The organism is Dactylosporangium cerinum (assembly GCF_042653625.1).
GTDB lineage: Bacteria > Actinomycetota > Actinomycetes > Mycobacteriales > Micromonosporaceae > Dactylosporangium > Dactylosporangium cerinum.
Map to the genome: position 1 here is coordinate 397,553 of NZ_JBHSIU010000046.1, position 21,242 is coordinate 418,794.

The following is a 21,242-nucleotide window of genomic DNA, read 5'->3' on the forward strand; positions in this document are numbered from 1 at the left end:
TCCGCTACTGCAGGCCACCACGGACGGACGTGATGCGCTGGGTGTTGAACCCGAGCCAGTGCATCCGTCCGACGTAGCGGGCGTGCTCGACCTTCAGGCAGCGGTCCACGATCACGGTGAGCCCGCCGTCCTCGGCGATCTGCGCGCCCTCGGCGTTGATCACACCGAACTGGGTCCACAAGGTCCCGGCCCCGATCGCGACCGCGTCCCGGGCGATGCCCGGCAGGGCGTCCGGGGCGCGGAACACGTTGACGATGTCGACCGGCACCGGCACGTCGCGCAGGCTCGGGTAGCTGGTCTCGCCGAGAATCCGCGGCTCGCGTGGATTCACCGGGATCACCTGGTACCCGTGCCGCTTGAGGTAGTAGCCGACGAAGTGGCTCGCCCGCAGCTCGTTGCCGGACAGCCCGACGACCGCGATCGTCTTCGCACCGTGCAACACCCGCTGGATGGTGAGCGGGTCCTGGTGGTCGGTCATCAGGCACCTGCCTTGACGTTGGCGAAACCCTGCTCGAGATCCCAGATCAGGTCGTCGACGGACTCCGTGCCGACGGACAGCCGCACCGTGCCGGGCGCGACCCCGGCGGCGGTCAGCTCGTCGTCGCTGAGCTGCCGGTGGGTCGTGCTGGCCGGGTGGATGATGAGGCTCTTGGCGTCGCCCACGTTGGCCAGGTGCGACCAGAGCGACACGCCCCGGATCAGGTCCTGCCCGCCGTCGCGACCCCCGGCGCACTCGAAGGAGAACACCGCCCCCGCACCGAGCGGCAGATACTTGTCCACCAGCGGCCGGTACCGGCTGCCGGAGAGACCGGGATAGGTGACGTTCGAGGCCAGTTCATGCCCCTCGAGGAACTCCGCGACCTTCCGCGCGTTGGCGACGTGCCGGTCCATCCGCAGCGACAGCGTCTCCAGGCCCTGCAGGAACAGGAACGCGTTGAACGGCGACAGCGCCGCACCCAGATCGCGCAGCGTCTCGGCGCGCAGCTTCATCAGGTAGCCGTACGTGCCGAACGTCTCGTGGAACTGCAGGCCGTGATACGCCGGCGACGGGTCGGCGACCACCGGGAACCGGCCGTTGGACCAGTTGAAGGTGCCTGCCTCCACCACGACGCCGCCGATGCTGGTGCCGTGGCCGCCGATGAACTTCGTCGCCGAGTGGATGACGATGTCGGCGCCCCACTCGATCGGGCGGCACAGGTATGGCGTGGCGAACGTGTTGTCGACGATCAGCGGCAGGTCGTGCTCGTGCGCGATGCCGGCGAGGGTCTCGATGTCCAGGACGTTGCCGGACGGATTGCCGATCGTCTCGCCGAAGAACGCCTTGGTGTTGTCGCGCACGGCCCGCCGCCATGCGTCCGGGTCGTCGGGGTCGACCCAGGTCACCTCGACGCTCATCTTGCGCAGCAGGTGCTTGAACTGGTTCACGGTGCCGCCGTACAGCGCTGAGGACGACACCACGTGGTCGCCGGGCTGCAGCAGCGTGAACAGCGCGGCGGCCTGCGCGGCGATCCCGCTGGCGAACGCGACCGCGCCGCTGCCGCCCTCGAGGTTCGCGACCCGCTCCTCGAACACCGCGGTGGTCGGGTTCATGATGCGCGAGTACGTGTTGCCGTACTCCTGCAGGTTGAAGTAGGCCGCCGCGGACTCGGGGTCCTCGAAGACGTAGCTGGTCGTCTGGAAGATCGGCACGGCCCGTGCGCCGGTGTTCGGGTCGGGTCGCTGGCCGGCGTGCAACTGCCGCGTCTCGAACCCGAAGTCGCGCGCCTCTTCGGCCCGCAGCGGTCTGTCGGTCACGGTGCCTTGTCCTCTGTGTTGAGAAATGCCCGGATCACCGGCGTCTGCCGGGCTTCCTCCAGCAGGAAGCAGTCGTGCCCGTACGGTGCGTCGATCACGTGCAGCTCGGCGGGCTTGCCCTGCTCCCGCAGCGCGTCGTGGATCTCCTGAGACGCGGCCGGCGGGTACAGCCAGTCCGAGCTGAACGCGATCAGCAGCGTCCGCGCCCGCACGTGTTGCACCGCTGTGCTCAGCGACCCTTCGCCGTGCTGGCGGGCCAGGTCGAAGTACGTCAGCGCCCGGGAGATGTACAGGTAGGTGTTGGCGTCGAAGCGCCGCACGAACGTCGAGGCCTGGTACCGCAGGTAGCTCTCCACCTGGAACTCGGCGTCGGTGATCGTGTAGTGGATGTCGTCGCCGTCCTGCAGCCGCCGGGCGAACTTGTCGCCCATCGACGCCGCGGACAGGTACGTCACGTGCCCCACCATCCGCGCCAGGCCCATGCCCGCGTCGGGGCTGCGGCCGGTGCCGTAGTAGTGCCCGCCCTGCCAGTCGGGGTCGCGCATGATGGCGTCGCGGGCGATCGCGTTCCACGACAGGCCCTGCGGGTGCAGCGCGTGCGTGCTGGCGATCACCACGATGGCGTCGACCAGGTCTGGGAACAGCACCGCCCACTGCAGCGCCTGCATCCCGCCGAGCGAACCACCGGCGACCGCGGCCAGCCGCTCGATGCCCAGCAGCTCCAGCAGCGCCCGCTCGACGCGCACCATGTCGGCGACCGTGATGACCGGGAAGTCCGACCCGTACGGCCGCTGGGTGGCCGGGTCGATCGAGGACGGGCCGGTGGTGCCGGCGCAGCCGCCGAGCAGGTTCGTGGACACCACGAACCAGCGATCGGTGTCGAACGCCTTACCTGGGCCGATCATCCCGTCCCACCAGCCGAGGCCCTTCGCGGCGGTGCCGTCGCGGTCCTCGGCCCCGAACCCGTCGCGGGTGCTCTCCCCCGGCGTCGCGGACCGGCCCGCGGCGTGCGCGTCGCCGCTGAGCGCGTGACAGACCAGGATGACGTTGTCGCGATCGGTAGACAGCGTGCCATACGTCTCATATGCGACACGAACGGTGGCCAGTTCCCGACCCGAGTCGAGCCGGACGGGACCGGGCAGGTCGGCATACTTGGTCTCGACCACACCGACCGAGCCGGCCGCACGGGTCGAGGCTGAAGTCATGAGCGCGATGATAGCCGGAAGCCCAGAGCCGATGTACTGTCAACCATCCCGATCGGGAATGTAGTGGATCGAAGGGAACTCCACCTGATGACAACGGTTGAGAACGGCGTCAATGTGCAGGCACTGCTCGAGGCCCGCACCGCGCTGCAGGGCGCGCCCGAGGCCGCGCAGTTCACCTGGCGGGCCACGTCCAAGTGGGACCACGGCGTGCACAGCACCACCCGCGTCCAGCAGTTCTTCGGCCTCGGCGCCGAGCAGAGCCACAAGAGCGAGTCGGTGTTCGACGCCGACCACCCCGCGGTCTTCGCCGCCGAGGACAACGGCATCACCCCGATCGAATACCTGCTCGTCGGCCTGGCCGGCTGCCTCACCGCGGGCGTCGCGTCCGTCGCCCAGAACCGCGGCATCCAGTTGCGCTCCGTCGACGCGGTCGTGGAGGGCAAGCACGACATCCGCGGCATCCTCGGCGCCGACCCCGACGTCCGCAATGGCTTCAACGACATCAAGGTGACGTTCAGCATCGACGCCGACGCCTCCAAGGAGGAGATCGAGGCCCTCGTCGCCCAGTCCCAGAAGCGCTCCGCCGTCTTCGACGCGCTCACCAACCCGACCGACGTCACCGTCGAGGTCGCCTGACCGTGGACGTCACCACCGTCGTCATCGGCGCCGGCCACGCCGGGCTCGCCGCCAGCCACTTCCTGCGCGAACGGTCGATCGACCACGTCGTGCTGGAGCGCGGCGAGGTCGGGAACTCGTGGCGCCGTGAGCGGTGGGACTCCCTGCGCCTGCTCACCCCCAACTGGCAGTCCCGCCTGCCCGGGCACCGCTACGAGGGGGCAGATCCCGACGGGTACATGACGATGGGCGAGGTCGTCGACTTCGTCGAGCGCTTCGCCACCGTCACCGCCGCGCCCGTGCGGACCTCGACGACCGTCACGTCGGTCTCGTATTCCGGCGACCGGTATCAGGTTCTTTCCTCAAACGGTGCGTTCCGGGCCCGGACCGTCGTCATCGCCAGCGGCGCCTGCAACCGGCCGGTGGTCCCGGCCTTCAGCGCGGCGGTCCCCGAGGGTATCGAGCAGTTCACGCCGTTCGACTACCGCGGCCCCGAGAAGCTCCCCGACGGCGGCGTGCTCGTCGTCGGGGCCTCGGCGACCGGCGTGCAGCTCGCCGCCGAGCTGCACCGCTCCGGCCGGCCGGTGACCCTGTCGGTCGGTGAGCACACCCGGCTGCCGCGCACGTATCGCGGCCGCGACATCCTGTGGTGGATGTCCGTTTCCGGTGTGTGGGACCAGCGCTGGGACGAGATCGACGACCTGACCCGCGCCCGGCGGCTGCCCTCGCCGCAGCTCGCCGGCACCGCGGACCGCAGCACCCTCGACCTCAACACGCTGACCGCGCTCGGCGTGCAGCTGGTCGGCCGCTGGGCCGCGATCCGCGACGGTAAGGCCCTGTTCTCCGGCGGCCTGCGCAACGTGTTCGCCCTCGCCGACCTCAAGCAGCAGCGCCTGCTCGACACGTTCGACGCGCTGGGCGTCGCGGACCTACCCGCGGGCGTCGCGGACCTTTCCGCGCCGGAGCGGTTTGCGTCCACCGCCGTGCCCGCCTCGAGCCGGTTGCAGCTCGACCTGCGCTCCGGCGAGATCCGCAGCATCGTGTGGGCGACCGGGTTCCGGCCGGAGTACGACTGGCTCGACGTGCCCGTCCTGGACGCGAAGGGCCGCCTCGTGCACGACGGCGGGGTGCTCGCCAGCCCCGGCCTGTATGCGCTGGGCCTGCCCGTCCTGCGCCGCCGCAAGTCCACGTTCATCCACGGCATCGAGGACGACGCCCGCGACGTGATCGACCACCTCGCCGGCCACCTCGGCCAGTCGGTCAACTTGCCGGAGACGGCCGGTCCGTGATCGGATGATCACAGCATCGCGTGCCGGTGGCGGTCTGCGCCAGGCATGGAGGTGTGGGACCGAAGGGCCGCCGACTGTGGCACCCAAGGACCGCGACCGCGCTGTCGCGCTCAGCCTGCAACTCGCGCAGGCACACCAGAAACTCCGCTCCCAGCTCGCTTCGCTCAAGGCCGGCCGAGATCTCACCGTCCACTGCGTCGCGTTCTGCGCCGCCGTGACCGCGCACCACGAGGGCGAGGACGCCGGCATGTTCGCCGAGCTGCTGCGGCTCCGCCCCGACCTCGCCGGCACCGTCGACAAGCTCGTCGAGGACCACGGACTGATCGCCTGGATCCTGTCCCGCATCGCCGCCGCCACTTCCGACGACGCCGTCAGCGGCGAACTCGACGGGCTCACGGCGATCCTCGAATCGCACTTCGCCTACGAGGAACGAGCGATCAGTGCGGCGCTCGACGCCGGTACCCCCGACACCGGCTGGTCGGCGAAGGTCTTCGGGTTCCACGACGGTTGATAGAGCCCGGTCGTTTCCTGACCGTCGATCCCACGGGGGCGCTCGTGCCTACGCTTGTCGCACCATGGACATGGTCGAGGTCGGCCTCAGCCGCGGCGAGGAGGAGTTCGCCCTGCACGTGCAGTGCCCGTTCCGGATCGTGCGCGGTGCGAGGATCGTGCTGGGTTCGACCGACTACCGCCATCCCCTGCCCGGTCAGGTGGACCGGGCGACTGCCTTCGACCGGCATCAGACCCAGTTCGACCGCATCGCAACGATCTTGAACGGCCCGCTCGCTGCCGACAACGGCCTGCTGGTCCATGCGGCGCACCTCCGCGACGACGGCGCACTGCACCTGTCGACCGGCCAAGACCTGCGCATCGAGGTGTTCCCGGCGACGTCGGGGCCGGTCGAGTGCTGGCGGCTGTTCGTCCGGAACTCAGACGGGCCGCACTACGTGTGGCCACCCGGGTCCGACCTCAGCTGACCAGCTCACGCACGCAGCGGGCGAACGCGTGCGGGTGGGTGAGATTGCCGTTGTGGCCGCCCGGGAACCGGTGTGCTTCTCCCCCGCGGTGCGCGGCGAGGGCCAGCGCGGCGAGGTAGTCGAAGCCGTCGGTCGGGCTGGTCCGGCCGACCGCGGGCAGGATGTGCGCGCCGGCGGGGACATCGGCGAGGGTGAGGGTGTCGTCGAGGACGGCGTCGAGGTCGTTGGTGAGGAAGTACTCGAAGTTGGCGGCGCGCTCCTCCGTGAACGGGAACGCGGTGATGCCGGGCTCGGTGTCCTGGTCGTGCGGGTTGATGCCGAGCACGGCGGCGACCTGCGCGGCAGCGGCGCGCCAGCCGTGCCGCTGATGCGCCAGGCGCACCGACGCCAGCTTGTCGCGGGCGGCGGCCTCGTCGGCCGGAGCCAGGAACCGCAGTGCGATCGGTTCGTGCGCGATCAAGGTACCGACGCTGCCGGGATGCGCGACCAGCAGGTGCAGTCCGATGACGGCACCGAGGCTCAGGCCGAGCATCAGTGCGGGCGCGTCGGTGACCTGACGCAGGACCACGGCCGCATCGTCGGCGTGCCGGCGGATCGACACCGGGGCGGACGGGTCGTCGGGGCGGCTGCGGGACAGGCCGCGCCGGTCGTACGTGACCACGGTGAACCGCTCGGCCAGCCGACCGGCGAGGTCCACGGTGCGATCGGCGTCCCCCTCGCCGCTCTGCGAGATGAGCAGGACCGGCCCGGTCCCCGTGACGTCGTAGTAGATGTGCGCGCCGTCCGCCTGTGTCTGCATGCCACCCACGCTAACCCATCATTTCTGATGCATCAAGAATGATGTACCCTGCCTCACATGGGTCCCGTGGAACTGATGCTGCTCGGCCGGACGCTCATGAAGATCGGCGAACAGGCGCTGCCCTCGGCCGGCGGAGGCGAGCGGACCGTCGTGATCGTCATGAGCGACGTCTACGACCACCCCGGCACCACGGTCGGCGAGGTCGCCGCACGGACGGGACTGCCGCAGAGCGCGGTCTCCAACGCCGTGGCCCGGCTGCGGGAGGCCGGCTCGGTCCTCGCCGGCCCGGACCCGGCCGACCGGCGCCGCCAACTGCTGCACCGCAACCCCGAACCCACCGCCCGCCAGCGCGAGGTCGCCGCCGTCGACATCGGCCCCGCGCTCGCCGCCGCGCTCGGCGAGCACCGCCCGGCCGACCTGACGGAGGTCCTGGCCGCCCTGGACACCCTGGGCCACCACCTCACCCGGCACTGATTCCGCATCCGGGTCACGCATGGACCACCTTGCCGCCCGCTTTCGCCGTCCGGTCTCCCCCGGCATCGTTGACGACACTGAGGCGTGTCGTCAGACACGTCGCCTCTGCCGTCCTAGGATGCTAGGATTTGACTGAGGCCCACCGGGGCCTGGACGTCCTGCGACCCAGCGGTCCACGCCTGACCTGGCTGGAAATACGTGCCGACGGCGGCACCCGTTCCCAGGTCGCCGTCAACATCGTCGTGATCGTCCTGGCCGCGGACGCCCTGCGGCGGGAACGGGTCCCGGCCGGTCCAGCTGCAGTCGGATCGACAGTTAGGCACGCAAACCCCCAGGTGGCCCGCCACACGCGAACCCGCCGACAGTCCACCACACCGCCGGAAACCTGGCGCCCGTCAACATCGGCGTGCTCATCCTGGCCGCAGACAAACTCGCGGCGGAAACGGCCCAAGCCGGGCCGGCCACAGTCGGACCGACAGCCACACACGCGAACCCCACCGACGGTCCACCACGCGCCGGAGACCTGGCGCGCTTCTACGTCGGGTCCGCGGCCCGCAGTTCGTCGGCTTCCGGCATACCGAGCTCGGCGTACAGGGCGATCGCCTGCTCGCGGTGCACGCCGGCGACGGTCAGGTCGTGCAGGGCCGCGTGGGCCTCGCTGAGCCCAAGGTGCGCGCGCGCCTGCTGGTCGCGGGCGTCGGCGACCGTTGCCGCGGCGAGGGCGGCCGCGTGGTGGGTGAGCGCGCCGGCCGGGTCGCCGAGCACCCGGGCGGCCTCGCCGAGACCGTTGCGCGCCCACGCCTCGCCGATCCGGTCATGCCCGTCGAGGAACAGCGCGAGGGCCTGCCGGTGCTGCTCGGCCGCCGCCTCGGGCCGCCCGAGGCGATGCTCGACGATGCCCAGGTCCGTCAGGGCGCTCGCCTCGCCGAGCAGGTTGCCGACCTCCTGGTACAGGACGAGCGCCCGCCGGTGGTGCTCGCCGGCGGGACCGTAGCGGCCCATCCGCTCCTCGACGAGGCCGAGGTTGTTGAGGGCCCTGGCCTCACCGACCCGGTCACCGGCCCGCTGGCACAGCCGCACCGCCGCCTCGAAGGAGCCGGCCGCCGCCGGTAGCTGGTGCAGATGTGCCGCGACCAGACCCAGGTTGATGGTCGCGCGGGCCTCGCCGGTCAGGTTGCCGAGGTCGCCATGCAGCACCACGGCCCGTTCGAGATGCCCCGCGGCGAACTCGGCCCGGCCCAGCCGCAGCAACGCGGCACCGAGCGCGGTCCGGCTGTCGGCCTCCCCGCCCCGGTCCTCGAGGGCCAGGGCCGCATCGAGAGCATGCCCGTGCACGGCGACGGCGTCGGCGGGCTGCCCAGCGGCGAGATACCGCAGCAGAATCGCCGACAACCGCACGGCGTGGCCGGGCCAGCCACCGGTCGCGGTCTCGGCCACGATCGTCAGCAGCGCCACCCGCTCGCTGTCCAGCCAGCTGCGCGCCGCCGCCCCGTCGACCAGCACCGGCAACGACCCACTCGCCGCAAGTGCGAAGGGCCGACCCCGAAGCGCGGAGCCTGGGTCCCCGTCCGGCAACCCGGCACCCACCCCCAACCCGGCCCCACCGTCCGACAACGCCGCATCCGCCCCATACCCAGCGCCGCTGTCCCCGTCCGACAACCCGGCACCTGCGCCCAACCCAGCGCCACCATCCGGAGCCCCGGCGGCGCGTCCACCACCCTCCGGCAACGCAACACCCGCCCCAAACCCAGCGCCGACACCCCGAAGCGCAGCGCCGCCCCCGCCGTCCGGCACTCCAGCAGCCACCCCGGACCCGGCGCCACCGTCCCCACCCGACGACCCGGCACCCGGCCCGACCACGGCGCCACTATGCCCACCTGACGACCCGGCACCCGGCCCCAACCCAGCGCCACCATCCAGGGACCCGGCGCCTCCGCCGCCCTCCGGCAGCACAGCACCCGCCCCTGACCCAGCGCCGACACCCCGAAGCGCGGCGCCGCCGTCCGCCTCCGACAGCCCGGCGCCGTCGCTCGGGGGTGCTGCTGCTGGGGACAGGGCGCCGGGGGCCGGTGATAGCGGCGGGGCGGCGGGCTGTGGCCGGCCGGTGGTGACGGTGGGGAACAGCAGGTCGATGGCGGCCGCCGCCGTGGTCAGGTAGTAGTCGTACAGCCGCCCGCGGGGGGCGTCGGCCGGGTGTTGGGTGTGTTCGGCGGCGTACGCCCGCAGCAGGTCGTGCATGCCGTAACGGCCCGGGGCGGTCCGGTGCACGAGGTGCGCCCGGGCGAGCTGGTCCAGCACCGCGCGGGCCTGCGCCGGGGTGTCGCCGGTCAGGCTGGCGACCGAGTGTGCGTCGAAGTCGGCGCCGGGGTGCAGGCCGAGCAGGCCGAACATGCGGGCCGCGCCGGGCGGCAGGTGCCGGACCGACCACGACAGCACCGCCGACACCGACGCCCGCGGGTCGTCGCCGGCGGCGAGCAGGGCCAGCCGCTGCCGCTGGTCTTCCAGCTCCGCGACGAGGTCGGCGAGGGTGGCGCCGGCCCGGGCGACCACCAGCTCGGCGGCGACCCGCAACGCCAGCGGCAGCCGCGCGCACTGCTCGGCGAGGGTGGCCACGGCACCGGGCTCGGTGCGGGCCCGGGGCCCGATCAGCCGCCGCAGCAGCGCCTCCGCGTCGCCGGGCGGCAGCAGGTCGACTTCGACCCGGCGCGCACCGTCGACGGCGACGAGCCCGGGCAGCGTGTCCCGGCTCGTGACCAGCGCCGTGCAGGACCCGGTGCCGGGCAGCAACGGCCGGACCTGCTCGGCCGACGACGCATTGTCCAGCAGCAGCAGGACCCGCTGGTCGGCGATCTCGGTGCGGAACCGGGCGGCCCGCTCGTCCGCGTCGACGGGCACGTCCTGCACGGCGACCCCGAGCGCGGCCAGGAACCGGCCGAGCGCCTCGGTGGTGGTCATCGGCTGGGCTGGGTCGTGTCCGCGGAGGTTGACATACAGCTGGCCGCCGGGGAACCGGTCCCGGACGTGGTGTGCCCACCGGACCGCAAGCGCGGTCTTGCCGGCCCCGGCCGGCCCGGTGACGACCGCGACGAACACCGCCGTCGGCTGGTCGGCGGCCTCGGCGGCCATCGCGTCGAGGGCGGCCAGTTGCGCTGCCCGCCCGGTGAAGGTCGACACGTCGGGCGGCAGCTGCGCCGGCACCCGCCCGGCGGCCGGCGCGGGAAGCGCCGCGGTCGACCCGGTGTCCACGCCGGCCGCGGTCCGCCGGAAGTCCTCGGCGTCGGTGCCGGTCAGCCCGAACACCTCCGCGAGCAGCCGCACCGTCGGCGGGCGCGGCACCGCGATCCGGCCGCCTTCGAGCTTCACGATGCTGCGGACGCTCAGCCCCGCCTTCGTGGCCAGCTCGTCCTGGGTCAGCCCCAGCCTGCGCCGGTGGGCACGGACGAGCGCCCCGAACGCCCTCGAACCTTCGACCTCGCTCATCGCCATCCTCGCGCCGGAGCTGCCCCCTGCCGGACAACCGTACGCCGCCGGTACGACAAGTTCCGATGAGATTCCGGTCAACGTCCTGGCACCCCGGCCCGTCCTCCGCGACGATGGAACCAGCACGCCGGCACCGGCGACACGAGGGCACCGGTGCCGGCGATCAGGGGTTCTGCACGGTTGTGCGAACGAGGAGCCGCGCCGTTTGGACGGTGTGCCGGACTGGTTGCCGGGTTGGTGTCTGCGCCAGCTCGGTGCCGAGCCTGCCGAAATGCTGTTCGGGCTCGAACAGATCTCCGCGGTGTTCGGTCTCCGGTTGGCCTCAGGCCTGGAGGTCGTGGTCAAGGCGCGCGCCGACGACGGCCGGGCCGCGTCCTGTGTCGCGGCGCAGGCATGGCTGGCCGAGCGTGGATTTCCGTGCGCCCGGCCGCTGACGCCGGTGGTCCGGGCCGGCGCCCTGGCCGTGCACGCCGAGGAGTTGCGGCCCGGCGGTGACATAGTGTCCGGGGAGACGCCTGACGTGGCCGTGCGCTACGCGGAGGTGTTCGCCCGGCTGACGGCTGACCTGGCCGGCGTGCCCGTCGCGCCACCGCTGCCGAACCCGCGCTGGGTGCGCTGGGACCACGCCGGTGCCGGGGTGTGGCCGGCGATCGGGTTCCTCGACGACCGGGACCAGCGGGTCGTGCCCGCGCACGTCGTCGACACGGCCGGACGGGCCCGCGGGCGGCTGCTGACCGCTGGCCTGCCGTGCGTGCTGGGCCACGCCGACTTCGAGGCACAGAACCTGCGCTGGCATGGCCCGCAGGTGTGGGCGGTGCACGACTGGGACAGCCTGGCGTGGCAACCGGAGGCGGCCCTGGTGGGAGCGGCGAGCGGGGTGTTCCCCAGAGGCGCCGGGCTGCCGACGCTGGCGCCGATCGAGAGCTCCGAGGCGTTCGTGGCGGCCTATCAGGACGTCCGGGGGCGGGCGTTCACGGCCGGGGAGCTGCAGGTCGTGTGGGCGGCCAGCCTGTGGCCGGCGGCCCACAACGCCCGCTGGGAAGCACTGCACGGCCAGCCCCCGGTGTGCGGCGACGCGCTGCGGACCCAGGCCGCCGAGCGCCTCCGCCGCGCCAACGCCTGACCCAGGGCCTGTGTCGAAGTAGGCGCCGGGCTGCAGCGGCCCCGACGACTCGCCCAGGCTGGCCCGGCACGCTGCACCGGACCGGCCCAGGCGCTGGACCTCACCTCGCACCGACTTTTACTCGACACAGGCCTTGGCCGGCCCACGATCAGGCGGTCAGGGTCCGGTGGAGGCGTCTGGCCTCGACGACCAGTCTCGTCGAGCCGGTCCGGGCCGCGAGCTCGGCCAGGCCCGGCACCTCACCCCGCGACCCCGAGGCCGCCGCAGCGGCCGACGCGAGCGTCAGCAGGTCCGGCAGCCCGCGCGGGGTGGTCCGGGCCGGTCGCTCGGTGCCGGCCCGGCCGCCGCCGGCCGCCGACCGCGCGGTGGCTGGTCCCGGCACCCGGCCCGCGTGCTCGGCGGGCAGCAGTCCGGTCAGGGCGCCGGCCGCGACCCGCCAGGTCATCGCGGGCGCGATGCGGGCCGCCTCCTCGAGCTGGGTCACGGTGCGGCTCAGGACGATGAGTTTGGTGCCGGCCAGGCGGGCCAGCTGCGCGCCGAGCTCGCCGCCGTCGAAGCCGTCCAGCCCACCGATCGCGATGAGCGCGTCCAGGGCGGCGATGCGCTCGTCGGCCTGAGCGGCGGCCAGGCCGTATGCGACGGCGGTGCACGTCGCCGGGCCGGCCGGGCCGGTCAGCTCGGCGAGCAGCGGCAGCAGGCGCGCGTCGCCGCGGGCGTTGTCGAGGTCGGCGGCCGAGGCGATGAGTGGCAGCAGGCAGGCCGCGACGACCTCCCGCTGGGCCGGCAGCACCGACGGCCACAGGGCGGCCCAGTTGTGCGAGCCCATGTCGGCGTTGAGGACCGGCGGCGGGGTCAGGTCGGTCAGGTGATAGGGGTCGAGGCCGGACCCGGTGGCGGGCGCCGACGTGGCGTAGAAGCGGGACTCGGGCAGCCACTCGACATATCTGCCGCGTTCGGCGCTCTGGCGGTGCACGCGGACCACGTGGACCTCGGGGCGGCCCGGGCCGCCGGCCTCCAGCCACTCCACCAGCATCCGGCCGGACTCGGAACGCAGCGTGCGGGCCTGCCGCAGCACGTCGCCGTCGACGTCGAGGGGCAGCCGGTAGAGCGCCTGGCGCAGGTCACGCCGCCACGGCTCCCAGGCCTCCCGCTCGGCGCGGGCCAGCCGCTCGACCAGGGCCGCCGGGTCGATCAGCCCGTTGACCTGCGTCGGGGTCGCCACGAGCGCGGGCACCGGCTCGGTCGACAGCCGCACGACGACCTCGGCGATCCGGGTCATCAGCACCCCGTGCAGCTTCATGTATGCATTGCCGACCCGGATGTCCGCCGGCGTGCCGCGCAGCACCCGGGTCGCCTCATCCAGCACGAACGGCAGCCCGGCGGCCTTGTTCAGTGCGGCGGTGAACAACGCGGCGGCCGACCGGTGCGCGTCGGAGGACCACCAGTCGTTGCCGAGCTGCCCGTCGACCCGCTGCATCACCGGTGCGAGCGCGGCCCGCAGCGAGTGCGGGTCGGTGGCGTGCAGGCGCACCAGCGCGGCGAGGACCCGCTCGACCGGCACCATGCTCCAGGCGGCCTGGCCGAGGGCGGCGACCTCTTCGGCGAGCTCGTCGGGCGAGACGATCGGCTCGGGCAGGTCGGCCGCGTCGACCGGGCCGGGCAGCAGATCCGGCTCCACCACCTGTGCGGCACCCGGCGCGTCCGGAGCGGACCCGTGCCGGGCCAGGAACGCCGCAGCGCGGTCCCGGGCCTGCACGTCGGGGTGGTCGGTGGCGACGGCGACCACCTCGGCGATCTCCGCGGCGCGGTCGGGCAGCCGCTTCGCCAGCTTCTCCAGCCAGATCAGCTGCGCCTTGACCAGGCCCTTCTCGCTGCGGCCGAGGACGGTGCGGGACGCGTCCAGCAGCGACTCCAGCTCCAGGGTGCCGTCGGCGTCGGCGGCCTTGAGCACCTTCTGCGCCATGGTCGCCACCGCGCCGATGGCGTCGGTGAGCAGCTTCAGGTAGATCGTCGTGCGGGCGGCGATCTCCGGCCCGGTCGGGGCGAAGGCGTCGTGGAACCGGACGAGGCCGTGGGACACCGCGTTGGGGCGGCCGCCGAGCAGCGCGTCCAGGCAGCGGTCGAGCGCACCGTCGCGCGGGAAGCGGCCCTCGCCGACCAGGACCGCGATCGCGAGGAGGATGCCGGGCCCGGAGTCGTAGTGCTTGGTCGCCGCGTCCCAGACGCCGATCGACGCGGCGATCCCGTCCCGCTCGAAGGCCAGCGGCAGCAGGGTGTCGGTGAACGGGCTGGCCCGCAGCGCGTCCAGCACCGACCGCTCGCGCTGGCCCACCTGCAGCGACAGCAGCCAGCCGTCGACGAACCGCTCGCTGGTCGGCACCGGCGTGCCCGCGGCGAGGACCAGGTCGGCGGTGAGGCGCCACGGCTGGAACGCACCGTCGCGCGGCAGCCGCTCGGCCAGGCGGTCGGCGAGTTCGCCGAGCCAGGGCACGCCGCGGTCGGCCACGGCGCGCAGCACCGGCTGCGGCTGGATCGCCGACCAGGGCCAGCCGTGCCGGGCGATCACGGCGACGGCCTTGGCCGCCGTCGACGCGCACCCGACGGCGGCGACCGCATACGCGCTGGCCTCGTTCGCGGCGAACCAGGTGCCGGACGGGTGGCGCAGCGCGACGAGCTCCTTGCCGAGCCCGGCCCGCTGCTCCTCGTCGAGGTCGTGCAGGGCCTCGACGGTGGCGGCGAACTTGCCCTTCTCCAGCAGGGCCTGCAGCGCCGGCCAGTCGACGGGTCCGGCGGGGCGGCGGCCGAAGAGGTTCACCGCGCCACCTCGACGGCGCCGACGCGGGCCAGCTCGGTGGCGAGGGCGTGCTTGCACGGTCCCCGGCCGCCGCGATACTTCGCCCACCAGGCACAGGTGCAGTGCAGGCCGCCGTCGACGGCCCGGACCCGGTAGACCTCCTCGCCGCTGCGCACCGTCGCTCCGGTCGGGTCGAGGCTCACCGCACCGGTCTCGACGAGCGTGCGGGCGCCGACCAGGCGCGGGTTGTGCCGTTCGGCCCGCTCGGCGTCATAGGGCAGCACCCGGTGGAAATAGGCCGCCTCGGACACGTCGAAGCCGACCTGCCCCGCGGTGCCGAGCTGGGTGAGCGCCGCCCTGACCCGGGCGGCGGGCATGACGGCCTGCTCGGCGAGGGCGTCGACGTCGACGGTCGGGTCCCAGGCGAGCAGCGTGCTGATGAGCTCCGCGTCGTCGACCACGTCGTCGCCGGCGAGGGCGGCAAGGACCGCGCCCTCGCCGGAGAACCCGCGGCTGGGCTGCGGCGACAGGGTCAGCGACAGGCGCAGCTCTCCGGTGTCCAGCTCCCACGTGCTCGACACGGGTCCGCTGCCGGTGGTGAGTGCCGGGCCGTAGACCCGCAGCCGCTTGGCGAAGCGCAGCACCGGCTTCAGCGCGGCGAGCCGGCCCGGTCCCGGCAGGCAGACCGCGCCGGGCGCCGGCCGGGACGTGAGCCGTAGTGACCGGCCGGCCGGGACCGCCCACAGCACCGAGCGGTCGTTGGCGGCCGGCAACCGGCGCAGGAACGCGGTCGCCTCGGCCGCGGACAGCTCGGCGCGCGGGTCGAAGCCGGACGCGATGACCTGCACCTCCGCGAACCCGCGCAGCCAGCGCGCGGGCAGCGGCACCTTCTTCTCCACCACCGCGCCGTCCATCGTGGACACGGTCAGGTCGTCGGGGCCGACGCTGACGTGCAGCGGGTCGGCCCCGACGAGCCGCTGCAGCGCCTGCCGCAGCGGCGTGTTGACGTCGACGTTGGTGGTGCCGTGGTCGACGATCTCACCGTCGAGCCCGGCGGGCAGCACGTCGAGGCGGGCATAGACACCGCAGCAGCCGGAGAACGACTCGAACCGCAGCCGGTCCCGGCTGCCGGTGACGACCGGGTCCAGGCTCGCCGGGCTCAACGGCTGGAAATACCGGGTGCGGGCCACCTCCGCCACCGCGAGCAGCCCGGCCGACGCGGCGGCGGGCGTGGTCAGAAACCCGGTGAAGAACCGCGGGTTGGCGGTGGCGGCGCGCTGCGCCACCCCACCGGCGGTCTGCAGTTGCAGTCCCCCGTCACGCAGTGCCGACGGGGCGAGATAGCTCAGCGACTGGACGGCGTTCGTCATGCCGCAGAAGGTAGTCCCCGGGTACGACATTTTCCGGTGCCAGCCGGTAGCAAGCCGGCTGACACCGGAAAAGGACCGTCAGCGGGCGTGCCGCAACGCCCAGTCCAGCGCGTAGTCGGCGATCTCCCGCCACCCGTCCTGCGCCGGCAGCAGGTGCGAGTACCCCGGGTACTCCCGGATCTCCGTCACCGTGTCCGCCTTGTAGTGCTTCGCGTTGGACCGCTGCACGCTCGGCGGCATGATGTGGTCCTCCGAGCCGGAGATGAACAGCAGCGGCGCCCGCGCCGCGTTGTGGTAGTCCACCGCGATCTCCTGCGGCCCCGGGATGAAGTTCGCCAGCACGCTGTCCCACAGGATGCCACCGGACGCCGGCACCGCGTACCGCTCGTACAGGCGCCGGGACTCCTCCGGCGTGAACGTGTTGGTGAACGCGTACGTCCACTGCTCCAGCGTCAACGGCACCGCCTTGTGCCGGTTCGCGGGGCTCTTCAGCACCGGGAACGTCGACTTGATCTGCGTCAGTGGGGTGACGAGGACACCTTCGGTCGGCGCGGAGTTCAACGCGACCGCCGACGTGCCGTAGCCCCGGTCGATGAGCACCTGGGTGAAGGCGCCGCCCGCGGAGTGGCCCATGATGATCGGCGGCGTCGGCAGGGCGCTGACCACGTCGATGAGGTGGTCGATGATGTCGTGGGCGGTGAGCTTCTCGATGATGTGCGGGTCGGCATTGAGCGCCTCGACCTCGACCTCGAAGCCGGGGTACGCGGGCGCGACGACCTTGAAGCCCTTCTGCTCGTAGTGCGTGATCCAGTCCTCCCAGCTGCGGGGGGTGACCCAGAAGCCGTGGACGAGGACGATCGTGTCCGGTGCCATGTCTCAGCCCTTCAGGAATTCGAGGAGGTCCGCACCCAGCTGGTCCTTGTGGGTGTCGGTGATGCCGTGCGGTGCGCCCGGATACACCTTCAAGGAAGCGCCCTTGATCAGCGCCGCCGACGCCTGGCCGCCGACGGAGAACGGCACGACCTGGTCGGCGTCGCCGTGGATGACCAGCGTCGGCACGTCGAACTTCGCGAGGTCGTCGCGGAAGTCGGTGGCCGAGAACGCGGCGATGCACTCGTAGGCGTTGCGGTGCCCGGACGCCATCGACTGCAGCCAGAACGCGTCCTGGACGCCCTGCGACGCGGCCCCGCCGAAGAACGGCCCGGCGGCCAGGTCCTTGTAGGTCTGCGACCGGTCGTGCAGCGAACCCGCCCGGATCCCGTCGAAGACGGAAAGCGGCACCCCGCCGGGGTTGTCGGGCGTCTGCAGCATGAACGGCGGCACGGCGGAGACGAGCACGGCCTGCGCGACCCGGCCGGTGCCGTGCCGGCCGATGTACCGGGCCACCTCCCCGCCGCCGGTGGAGAACCCGACCAGCGTCACGGAACGCAGGTCCAGGGTGTTCAGCAGCGTGGCCAGGTCGTCGGCGTAGGTGTCCATGTCGTTGCCGTGCCAGGTCTGCGTCGACCGGCCGTGCCCGCGCCGGTCGTGCGCGACGACCCGGTAACCGTTTTCGGCCAGGAACAGCGCCTGCGCCTCCCAGCTGTCGGAGTTCAGCGGCCAGCCGTGCGACAGCACGACCGGGCGGCCGCTGCCCCAGTCCTTGTAGAAGATGGACGCGCCGTCGGTGGTGGTGACGTACATCAGCGGGCCGCCTGCCTGATGAGGTCGGCGGTGGCTCGGGGCTGCGAGATCATCGCCACGTGCGACGCGTTGACCTCGGTGGTGCGCGCGCCGGCCCGCTGCGCCATGAACCGCTGCGCCGCGGCCGGGATGAGGTTGTCGTTGCGCGCGACCAGGTACCAGGACGGCACGCTCTTCCACGCGGGCGCGCCGGACGGCTCGCCCAGGGTGTGGATGTCGCCGGGCCGCTGTGTCGCGGCCATCAGGTCGGTGGTCGAGCGGGGCAGGTCCCCGGCGAACACGTCGCGGAACACCGAGGCCTTCACGTAGCCGTCGACACTGCCCACGCCGTCCGGGGTCGGGGTCGGCCGGAAGTCCAGCGCCGTCCCGTCGAGCTTGCTGCCCGGGTACTTCAGCTGCAGTTCCTGCAGCGTCTCGCCCTGGTCCGGGGCGAACGCCGCGACGTACACGAGCGCCTTGACGCTCGCGTTGTTCACGGCCGCGTTGGTGATGACCATGCCACCGTAGGAGTGCGCGACGAGGACCAGCGGCCCGGGCAGCGTGGCCAGGACGCTGGCCAGGTAGGCCGAGTCCGAGGACACGCTGCGCAGCGGGTTGGCCGGCGCGATGACCGGGTAGCCGTCGCGCAGCAGGATGCCGGCGACGTCGTTCCAGCCGGACGCGTCGGCGAAGGCGCCGTGCACCAGGACAATGGTCGGTCGCCGAGGGTGTGCGGAGGCCGGTGACGCGAGCAGCGCCCCGGTGGCCAACGCCGCCGATCCGGCGATCAGCGTGCGGCGGGTGGTCTGCATATGGTGGTTCCCTTCAGCGTCGGTCGGTGTGCCACCACGCTGCGGGAATCGGTGCGCCACTCGCATCCGTAAGTTGACGGTTCCTACCCCGTCAGGTGCCGCCGGACCCATTCGCTGGGCGTGATGCCGTAGGCCGCCCGGAACCGCCGGGCGAAGTGCCGCGGGTCGGTGAACCCCCAGCGGCGCGCCGTGGCGGAGATGAGCGTGCGGTGGGTGGCCCCCGGTGGGGTGCGCCGGGCGACGGCGGGCAGGGCCAGCAGGTGCCGCATGGTCAGGTCGTGCAAGGGGCTCATCCGCAGCCACGGGACGGCGCCGCGGATCAGGTCCACCGGGTAGCCCAGGGTCGCGGTGTCGCGGTGTCGGCCAGGAACGCGGTCGCGGCCTGGGATCCGCGCCAGCGGGAGTCATACCCGGACGTCAGGTCCAGTAGATGCAGCTCGTGCTCGCGCCGCACGATGGTGTCGAACTGCCGCGCGTCGCAGGTGCCGCGGGTGTTCAGGGTCAGCGAGATCCGCTCCGGCGCGTCGGTGCGCAGGTGCCGCGCGGTGCGGCGCATGTGCAGCCCGCCGCTGGTGTCGGTGGTCAGCAGGTTGATCCCGGCGCCGATGCGCCAGCCTTCGACGACGGAGTGGGTGCCGGGCGTGACGAGGACCGACGCCGGCGCGGACGGCGAGGTCAGGGTGGCGTGGATGGCGTCAGCCGACTCGGCCGGCGACATGCCCCGGGTGTCGAGCAAGACCGCCATCCGGCCCCCAAGGTCAGTTGATCATCAGATCGTATCGGCGGGTCGCAGCGGAAGCCAGTGCAGGCGCTCGCCCAGGCCGTCGGGTGCGGCGGCGAACGCCGCCTCCACTGCCGCGCGGCCCTGCGCGAAGTGCGTCCAGCCCTCGTAGTGCACCGGGACGATGGTCCGCGGCTGGACCAGCGTGCACAGCTGCACGGCCTCGTCGGCGGTGAGGCTGTAGTGCAGCCGGCCGGTGATCGGGAACCGGACCGCGCCGAGGTGCAGCACCACCGTGTCGACCGTCATCCGGCGGGGCACCTGCCGCACCCCGTCGAAGAGGACCGTGTCGCCGGTGATCCACAGCACGCCGTGCTCCTGGCCGTCCCATTGCAGCGCGAACCCGACCACCGGCCCGGCGATCGGCCGGCTCAGCGGCGGGCCGTGCCGGCACGGGGTGGCGGTGACCCGGATCCGCCGCCGGCCGGGGCCTTCCAGGCCGGTCTCCTCCCACGGCCGCAGGCCGCGGGTGTCACCAGCCGGGCCGAGCCGGCGGGCGCCGGCGCGCGTGGTGAGCACGACCGGCACCTCGGCGAGCAGGGCCCGGCCGCGGTCGTCGAGGTTGTCCGCGTGGTGCTCGTGGCTGAGCAGCACCACGTCGACCGGCCCGACCTCGTCCGGCTGGAGCGTCGGTCCGCTCGACTTGCGGGAACTGGTGCCCCACCCGAACGAGTACCGCCGGCCGGGCGGGTCGAACGTCGGGTCGGTGAGGATCCGCCACCCGGCCGCCTCGATGAGCACCGTCGGGCCTCCGATGTGCGTTACTCGTACGTCTTTCACCGGCGTCGTCCTCGTCTCGTTGGGCGCAGCGTCACCGCCGACAGTGCACGTCTCCCGGTCCGGGCGCATCCGTAGGTTGACTGCGTCAGCCGGTGCCGCGTTGATACGCCTCCAGCGCCTCCCGCAGCTGCGACCGGCCGGTGATGCCGAGTTTCGGGAAGCTCCGGTACAGGTGCGAGCCGACCGTGCGGTGCGACACGAACAGCCGCTGCCCGATCTCGCGGTTGCTGAGCCCGGCCGCCGCCAGCAGCGCCGTCTGCAGCTCCTGCGCGGTCAGCTGGTCACCCGACGGCGCCGCGCTGCCCGCGCTCTCCTCGCCGGCGGCCCGCAGCTCGTCCCGGGCGAGCCGCCCCCATGCCGCGGCGCCGAGCGCGTCGAAGCCGTCCCGGGCCGCGCGCAGCGGCCCCCGGGACTCGACGATGCGTTTGCGCCGCCGCAGCCACACCCCGTGCGCGAGGTGCAGCCGGGCCCGGTGGACGGGCCACGCGCCGAGGTCCATGGCCAGCGCGCGCTCGAACGCCGCGGCCGCTGCGGGCTCCGGGGCGAGCACCGCGAGGGCGTAGGCGAGGCAGCGGTGCAGCATCGGTGACGGGAACCGGGCCGCCCGCTCCTGCGCCCCGGCGATGATGCCGCGGATCTCGTCCTGCCGCCCGGCGCGGACCGCGGCGTCGGCCAGGTCTGGCAGCGCCCAGCCGGCCATGTCCAGGTGGTGGGTGACGTCGTCCGGGTCGAACATCCGCACGAGCAGGTCGAGGGCCTCGTCGTGGCGGCCGGCGGCGTTCGCGGCGACGCCTCGGGCGTGCTGGGCGGCGACGGCGACGAACCGGACGCCGGCGACCAGCGGGCTGGCCGACACGGCGTCGGCCAGCCGGAAGGCCGCGTCGCTGTTGCCGCACATCGCCTCGAGCAGCGCCTGGTCGGCCCGGGCCGCGACGACCCAGAACTGGTCGCCGGTCTCCTCGGCGAGCGCCTCGGCCTCCGCGGCGTCGGCCCGGACCGCCGGCCACCGTCCCAGCCACAGCCGGATGTACCCGGCGGAGGACAGGGAGCGGGCCAGCAGCGCGGCCCGGCCCTGCGCCCGGTACCCGGCGGCGGCCGTGGCCATGAACGACGAGGCGGTGACGAAGTCACCGAGGATGAGTGCCGCGCCGCCGAGGAACCGCATGCCGTCCACGTCGGTACGGTCCGGCACCAGCGTGGGCAGCTGCCGCAGCACGTCGGCGCCGAGCACGTCGGACTGGGCGTACGCCCGGATCGCCACTGGGCACGGGCACCGCCACCACCTAC

The 21,242-nt window shown here is 73.1% G+C and carries 19 protein-coding genes and 1 pseudogene; 6 read left to right on the plus strand and 14 right to left on the minus strand.

What is annotated here, in order from left to right; genetic code table 11:
• Positions 1-4: 4 nt before the first annotated feature.
• Genes ACFPIJ_RS35665 through metX form a run of 3 tightly spaced genes read right to left on the minus strand, consistent with a single transcriptional unit; the run spans position 5 to position 2,999 of the window.
• Positions 5-478, minus strand: a complete 474-nt coding sequence (locus tag ACFPIJ_RS35665) for a CoA-binding protein (RefSeq protein ID WP_380121909.1) — start codon at positions 476-478, stop codon at positions 5-7.
• Positions 478-1,794 (minus strand): O-acetylhomoserine aminocarboxypropyltransferase/cysteine synthase family protein, encoded by a 1,317-nt coding sequence (locus tag ACFPIJ_RS35670; protein ID WP_380121911.1) that lies wholly within the window; start codon positions 1,792-1,794, stop codon positions 478-480. Before ACFPIJ_RS35670 ends, ACFPIJ_RS35665 begins: the two co-directional genes overlap by 1 nt.
• Positions 1,791-2,999, minus strand: coding sequence for a homoserine O-acetyltransferase MetX (gene metX / locus ACFPIJ_RS35675; RefSeq protein ID WP_380121913.1), 1,209 nt, complete (start codon positions 2,997-2,999; stop codon positions 1,791-1,793). Before metX ends, ACFPIJ_RS35670 begins: the two co-directional genes overlap by 4 nt.
• Before the next feature lie 87 nt (positions 3,000-3,086).
• On the opposite strand from metX, the gene ACFPIJ_RS35680 reads away from it, so the two are divergent.
• From ACFPIJ_RS35680 to ACFPIJ_RS35695, 4 genes are all read left to right on the plus strand, one after another.
• Positions 3,087-3,635 carry an OsmC family protein gene (locus ACFPIJ_RS35680; protein WP_380121914.1) on the plus strand — a complete coding sequence of 183 codons (549 nt, stop codon included), beginning with the start codon at positions 3,087-3,089 and terminating at the stop codon, positions 3,633-3,635.
• A gap of 2 nt (positions 3,636-3,637) precedes the next feature.
• Complete coding sequence (locus tag ACFPIJ_RS35685; protein WP_380121916.1) at positions 3,638-4,903, plus strand: NAD(P)-binding domain-containing protein; 1,266 nt, start codon at positions 3,638-3,640, stop codon at positions 4,901-4,903.
• A gap of 76 nt (positions 4,904-4,979) precedes the next feature.
• Complete coding sequence (locus ACFPIJ_RS35690; protein WP_380121918.1) at positions 4,980-5,414, plus strand: hemerythrin domain-containing protein; 435 nt, start codon at positions 4,980-4,982, stop codon at positions 5,412-5,414.
• Between the two features lie 64 nt (positions 5,415-5,478).
• The gene (locus ACFPIJ_RS35695) at positions 5,479-5,880 is read left to right on the plus strand and encodes a hypothetical protein (RefSeq protein WP_380121919.1); all 402 of its coding nucleotides are present in this window, start codon (positions 5,479-5,481) and stop codon (positions 5,878-5,880) included.
• Here the strand turns inward: ACFPIJ_RS35695 and ACFPIJ_RS35700 are convergent.
• Complete coding sequence (locus ACFPIJ_RS35700; protein ID WP_380121921.1) at positions 5,873-6,679, minus strand: alpha/beta fold hydrolase; 807 nt, start codon at positions 6,677-6,679, stop codon at positions 5,873-5,875. The two genes, ACFPIJ_RS35695 and ACFPIJ_RS35700, sit on opposite strands and share 8 nt — an antisense overlap.
• Positions 6,680-6,736: 57 nt before the next feature.
• On the opposite strand from ACFPIJ_RS35700, the gene ACFPIJ_RS35705 reads away from it, so the two are divergent.
• On the plus strand, positions 6,737-7,153 hold the full coding sequence (locus tag ACFPIJ_RS35705; protein WP_380121923.1) for a MarR family transcriptional regulator: 417 nt from the start codon (positions 6,737-6,739) through the stop codon (positions 7,151-7,153).
• A 534-nt stretch (positions 7,154-7,687) separates the two neighbouring features.
• Here the strand turns inward: ACFPIJ_RS35705 and ACFPIJ_RS35710 are convergent.
• Positions 7,688-10,633, minus strand: a complete 2,946-nt coding sequence (locus tag ACFPIJ_RS35710; protein ID WP_380121925.1) for a tetratricopeptide repeat protein — start codon at positions 10,631-10,633, stop codon at positions 7,688-7,690.
• A 271-nt stretch (positions 10,634-10,904) separates the two neighbouring features.
• Here ACFPIJ_RS35710 and ACFPIJ_RS35715 point away from each other — a divergent pair, with 271 nt between their 5' ends.
• Complete coding sequence (locus ACFPIJ_RS35715; protein ID WP_380121927.1) at positions 10,905-11,756, plus strand: aminoglycoside phosphotransferase/kinase family protein; 852 nt, start codon at positions 10,905-10,907, stop codon at positions 11,754-11,756.
• Positions 11,757-11,904: 148 nt separating this feature from the next.
• Here the strand turns inward: ACFPIJ_RS35715 and ACFPIJ_RS35720 are convergent, their stop codons facing one another.
• From ACFPIJ_RS35720 to ACFPIJ_RS35760, 9 genes and pseudogenes are all read right to left on the minus strand, one after another.
• Entirely contained in the window at positions 11,905-14,571 is a 2,667-nt protein-coding gene (locus ACFPIJ_RS35720; RefSeq protein ID WP_380121929.1) for a DUF7824 domain-containing protein, read from the minus strand.
• The gene (locus ACFPIJ_RS35725; protein ID WP_380121931.1) at positions 14,568-15,920 is read right to left on the minus strand and encodes an SWIM zinc finger family protein; all 1,353 of its coding nucleotides are present in this window, start codon (positions 15,918-15,920) and stop codon (positions 14,568-14,570) included. The genes ACFPIJ_RS35720 and ACFPIJ_RS35725 overlap by 4 nt, the downstream gene beginning before the upstream one ends.
• Before the next feature lie 78 nt (positions 15,921-15,998).
• Complete coding sequence (locus ACFPIJ_RS35730; RefSeq protein WP_380121933.1) at positions 15,999-16,793, minus strand: alpha/beta hydrolase; 795 nt, start codon at positions 16,791-16,793, stop codon at positions 15,999-16,001.
• Between the two features lie 3 nt (positions 16,794-16,796).
• Positions 16,797-17,783, minus strand: coding sequence for an alpha/beta fold hydrolase (locus ACFPIJ_RS35735; RefSeq protein ID WP_380121935.1), 987 nt, complete (start codon positions 17,781-17,783; stop codon positions 16,797-16,799).
• Positions 17,687-18,505, minus strand: a pseudogene (locus ACFPIJ_RS35740) (alpha/beta fold hydrolase); the annotation flags it as partial. The pseudogene ACFPIJ_RS35740 and the gene ACFPIJ_RS35735, both read right to left, overlap by 97 nt.
• Positions 18,478-18,723, minus strand: a complete 246-nt coding sequence (locus ACFPIJ_RS35745; protein ID WP_380121936.1) for an AraC family transcriptional regulator — start codon at positions 18,721-18,723, stop codon at positions 18,478-18,480. The gene ACFPIJ_RS35745 and the pseudogene ACFPIJ_RS35740, both read right to left, overlap by 28 nt.
• Positions 18,714-19,139, minus strand: a complete 426-nt coding sequence (locus tag ACFPIJ_RS35750; protein WP_380121938.1) for a hypothetical protein — start codon at positions 19,137-19,139, stop codon at positions 18,714-18,716. The genes ACFPIJ_RS35745 and ACFPIJ_RS35750 overlap by 10 nt, the downstream gene beginning before the upstream one ends.
• A gap of 24 nt (positions 19,140-19,163) precedes the next feature.
• The gene (locus tag ACFPIJ_RS35755) at positions 19,164-19,955 is read right to left on the minus strand and encodes an MBL fold metallo-hydrolase (protein WP_380121940.1); all 792 of its coding nucleotides are present in this window, start codon (positions 19,953-19,955) and stop codon (positions 19,164-19,166) included.
• Positions 19,956-20,040: 85 nt separating this feature from the next.
• Positions 20,041-21,216 (minus strand): response regulator transcription factor, encoded by a 1,176-nt coding sequence (locus ACFPIJ_RS35760; protein ID WP_380121942.1) that lies wholly within the window; start codon positions 21,214-21,216, stop codon positions 20,041-20,043.
• Positions 21,217-21,242: the final 26 nt, after the last annotated feature.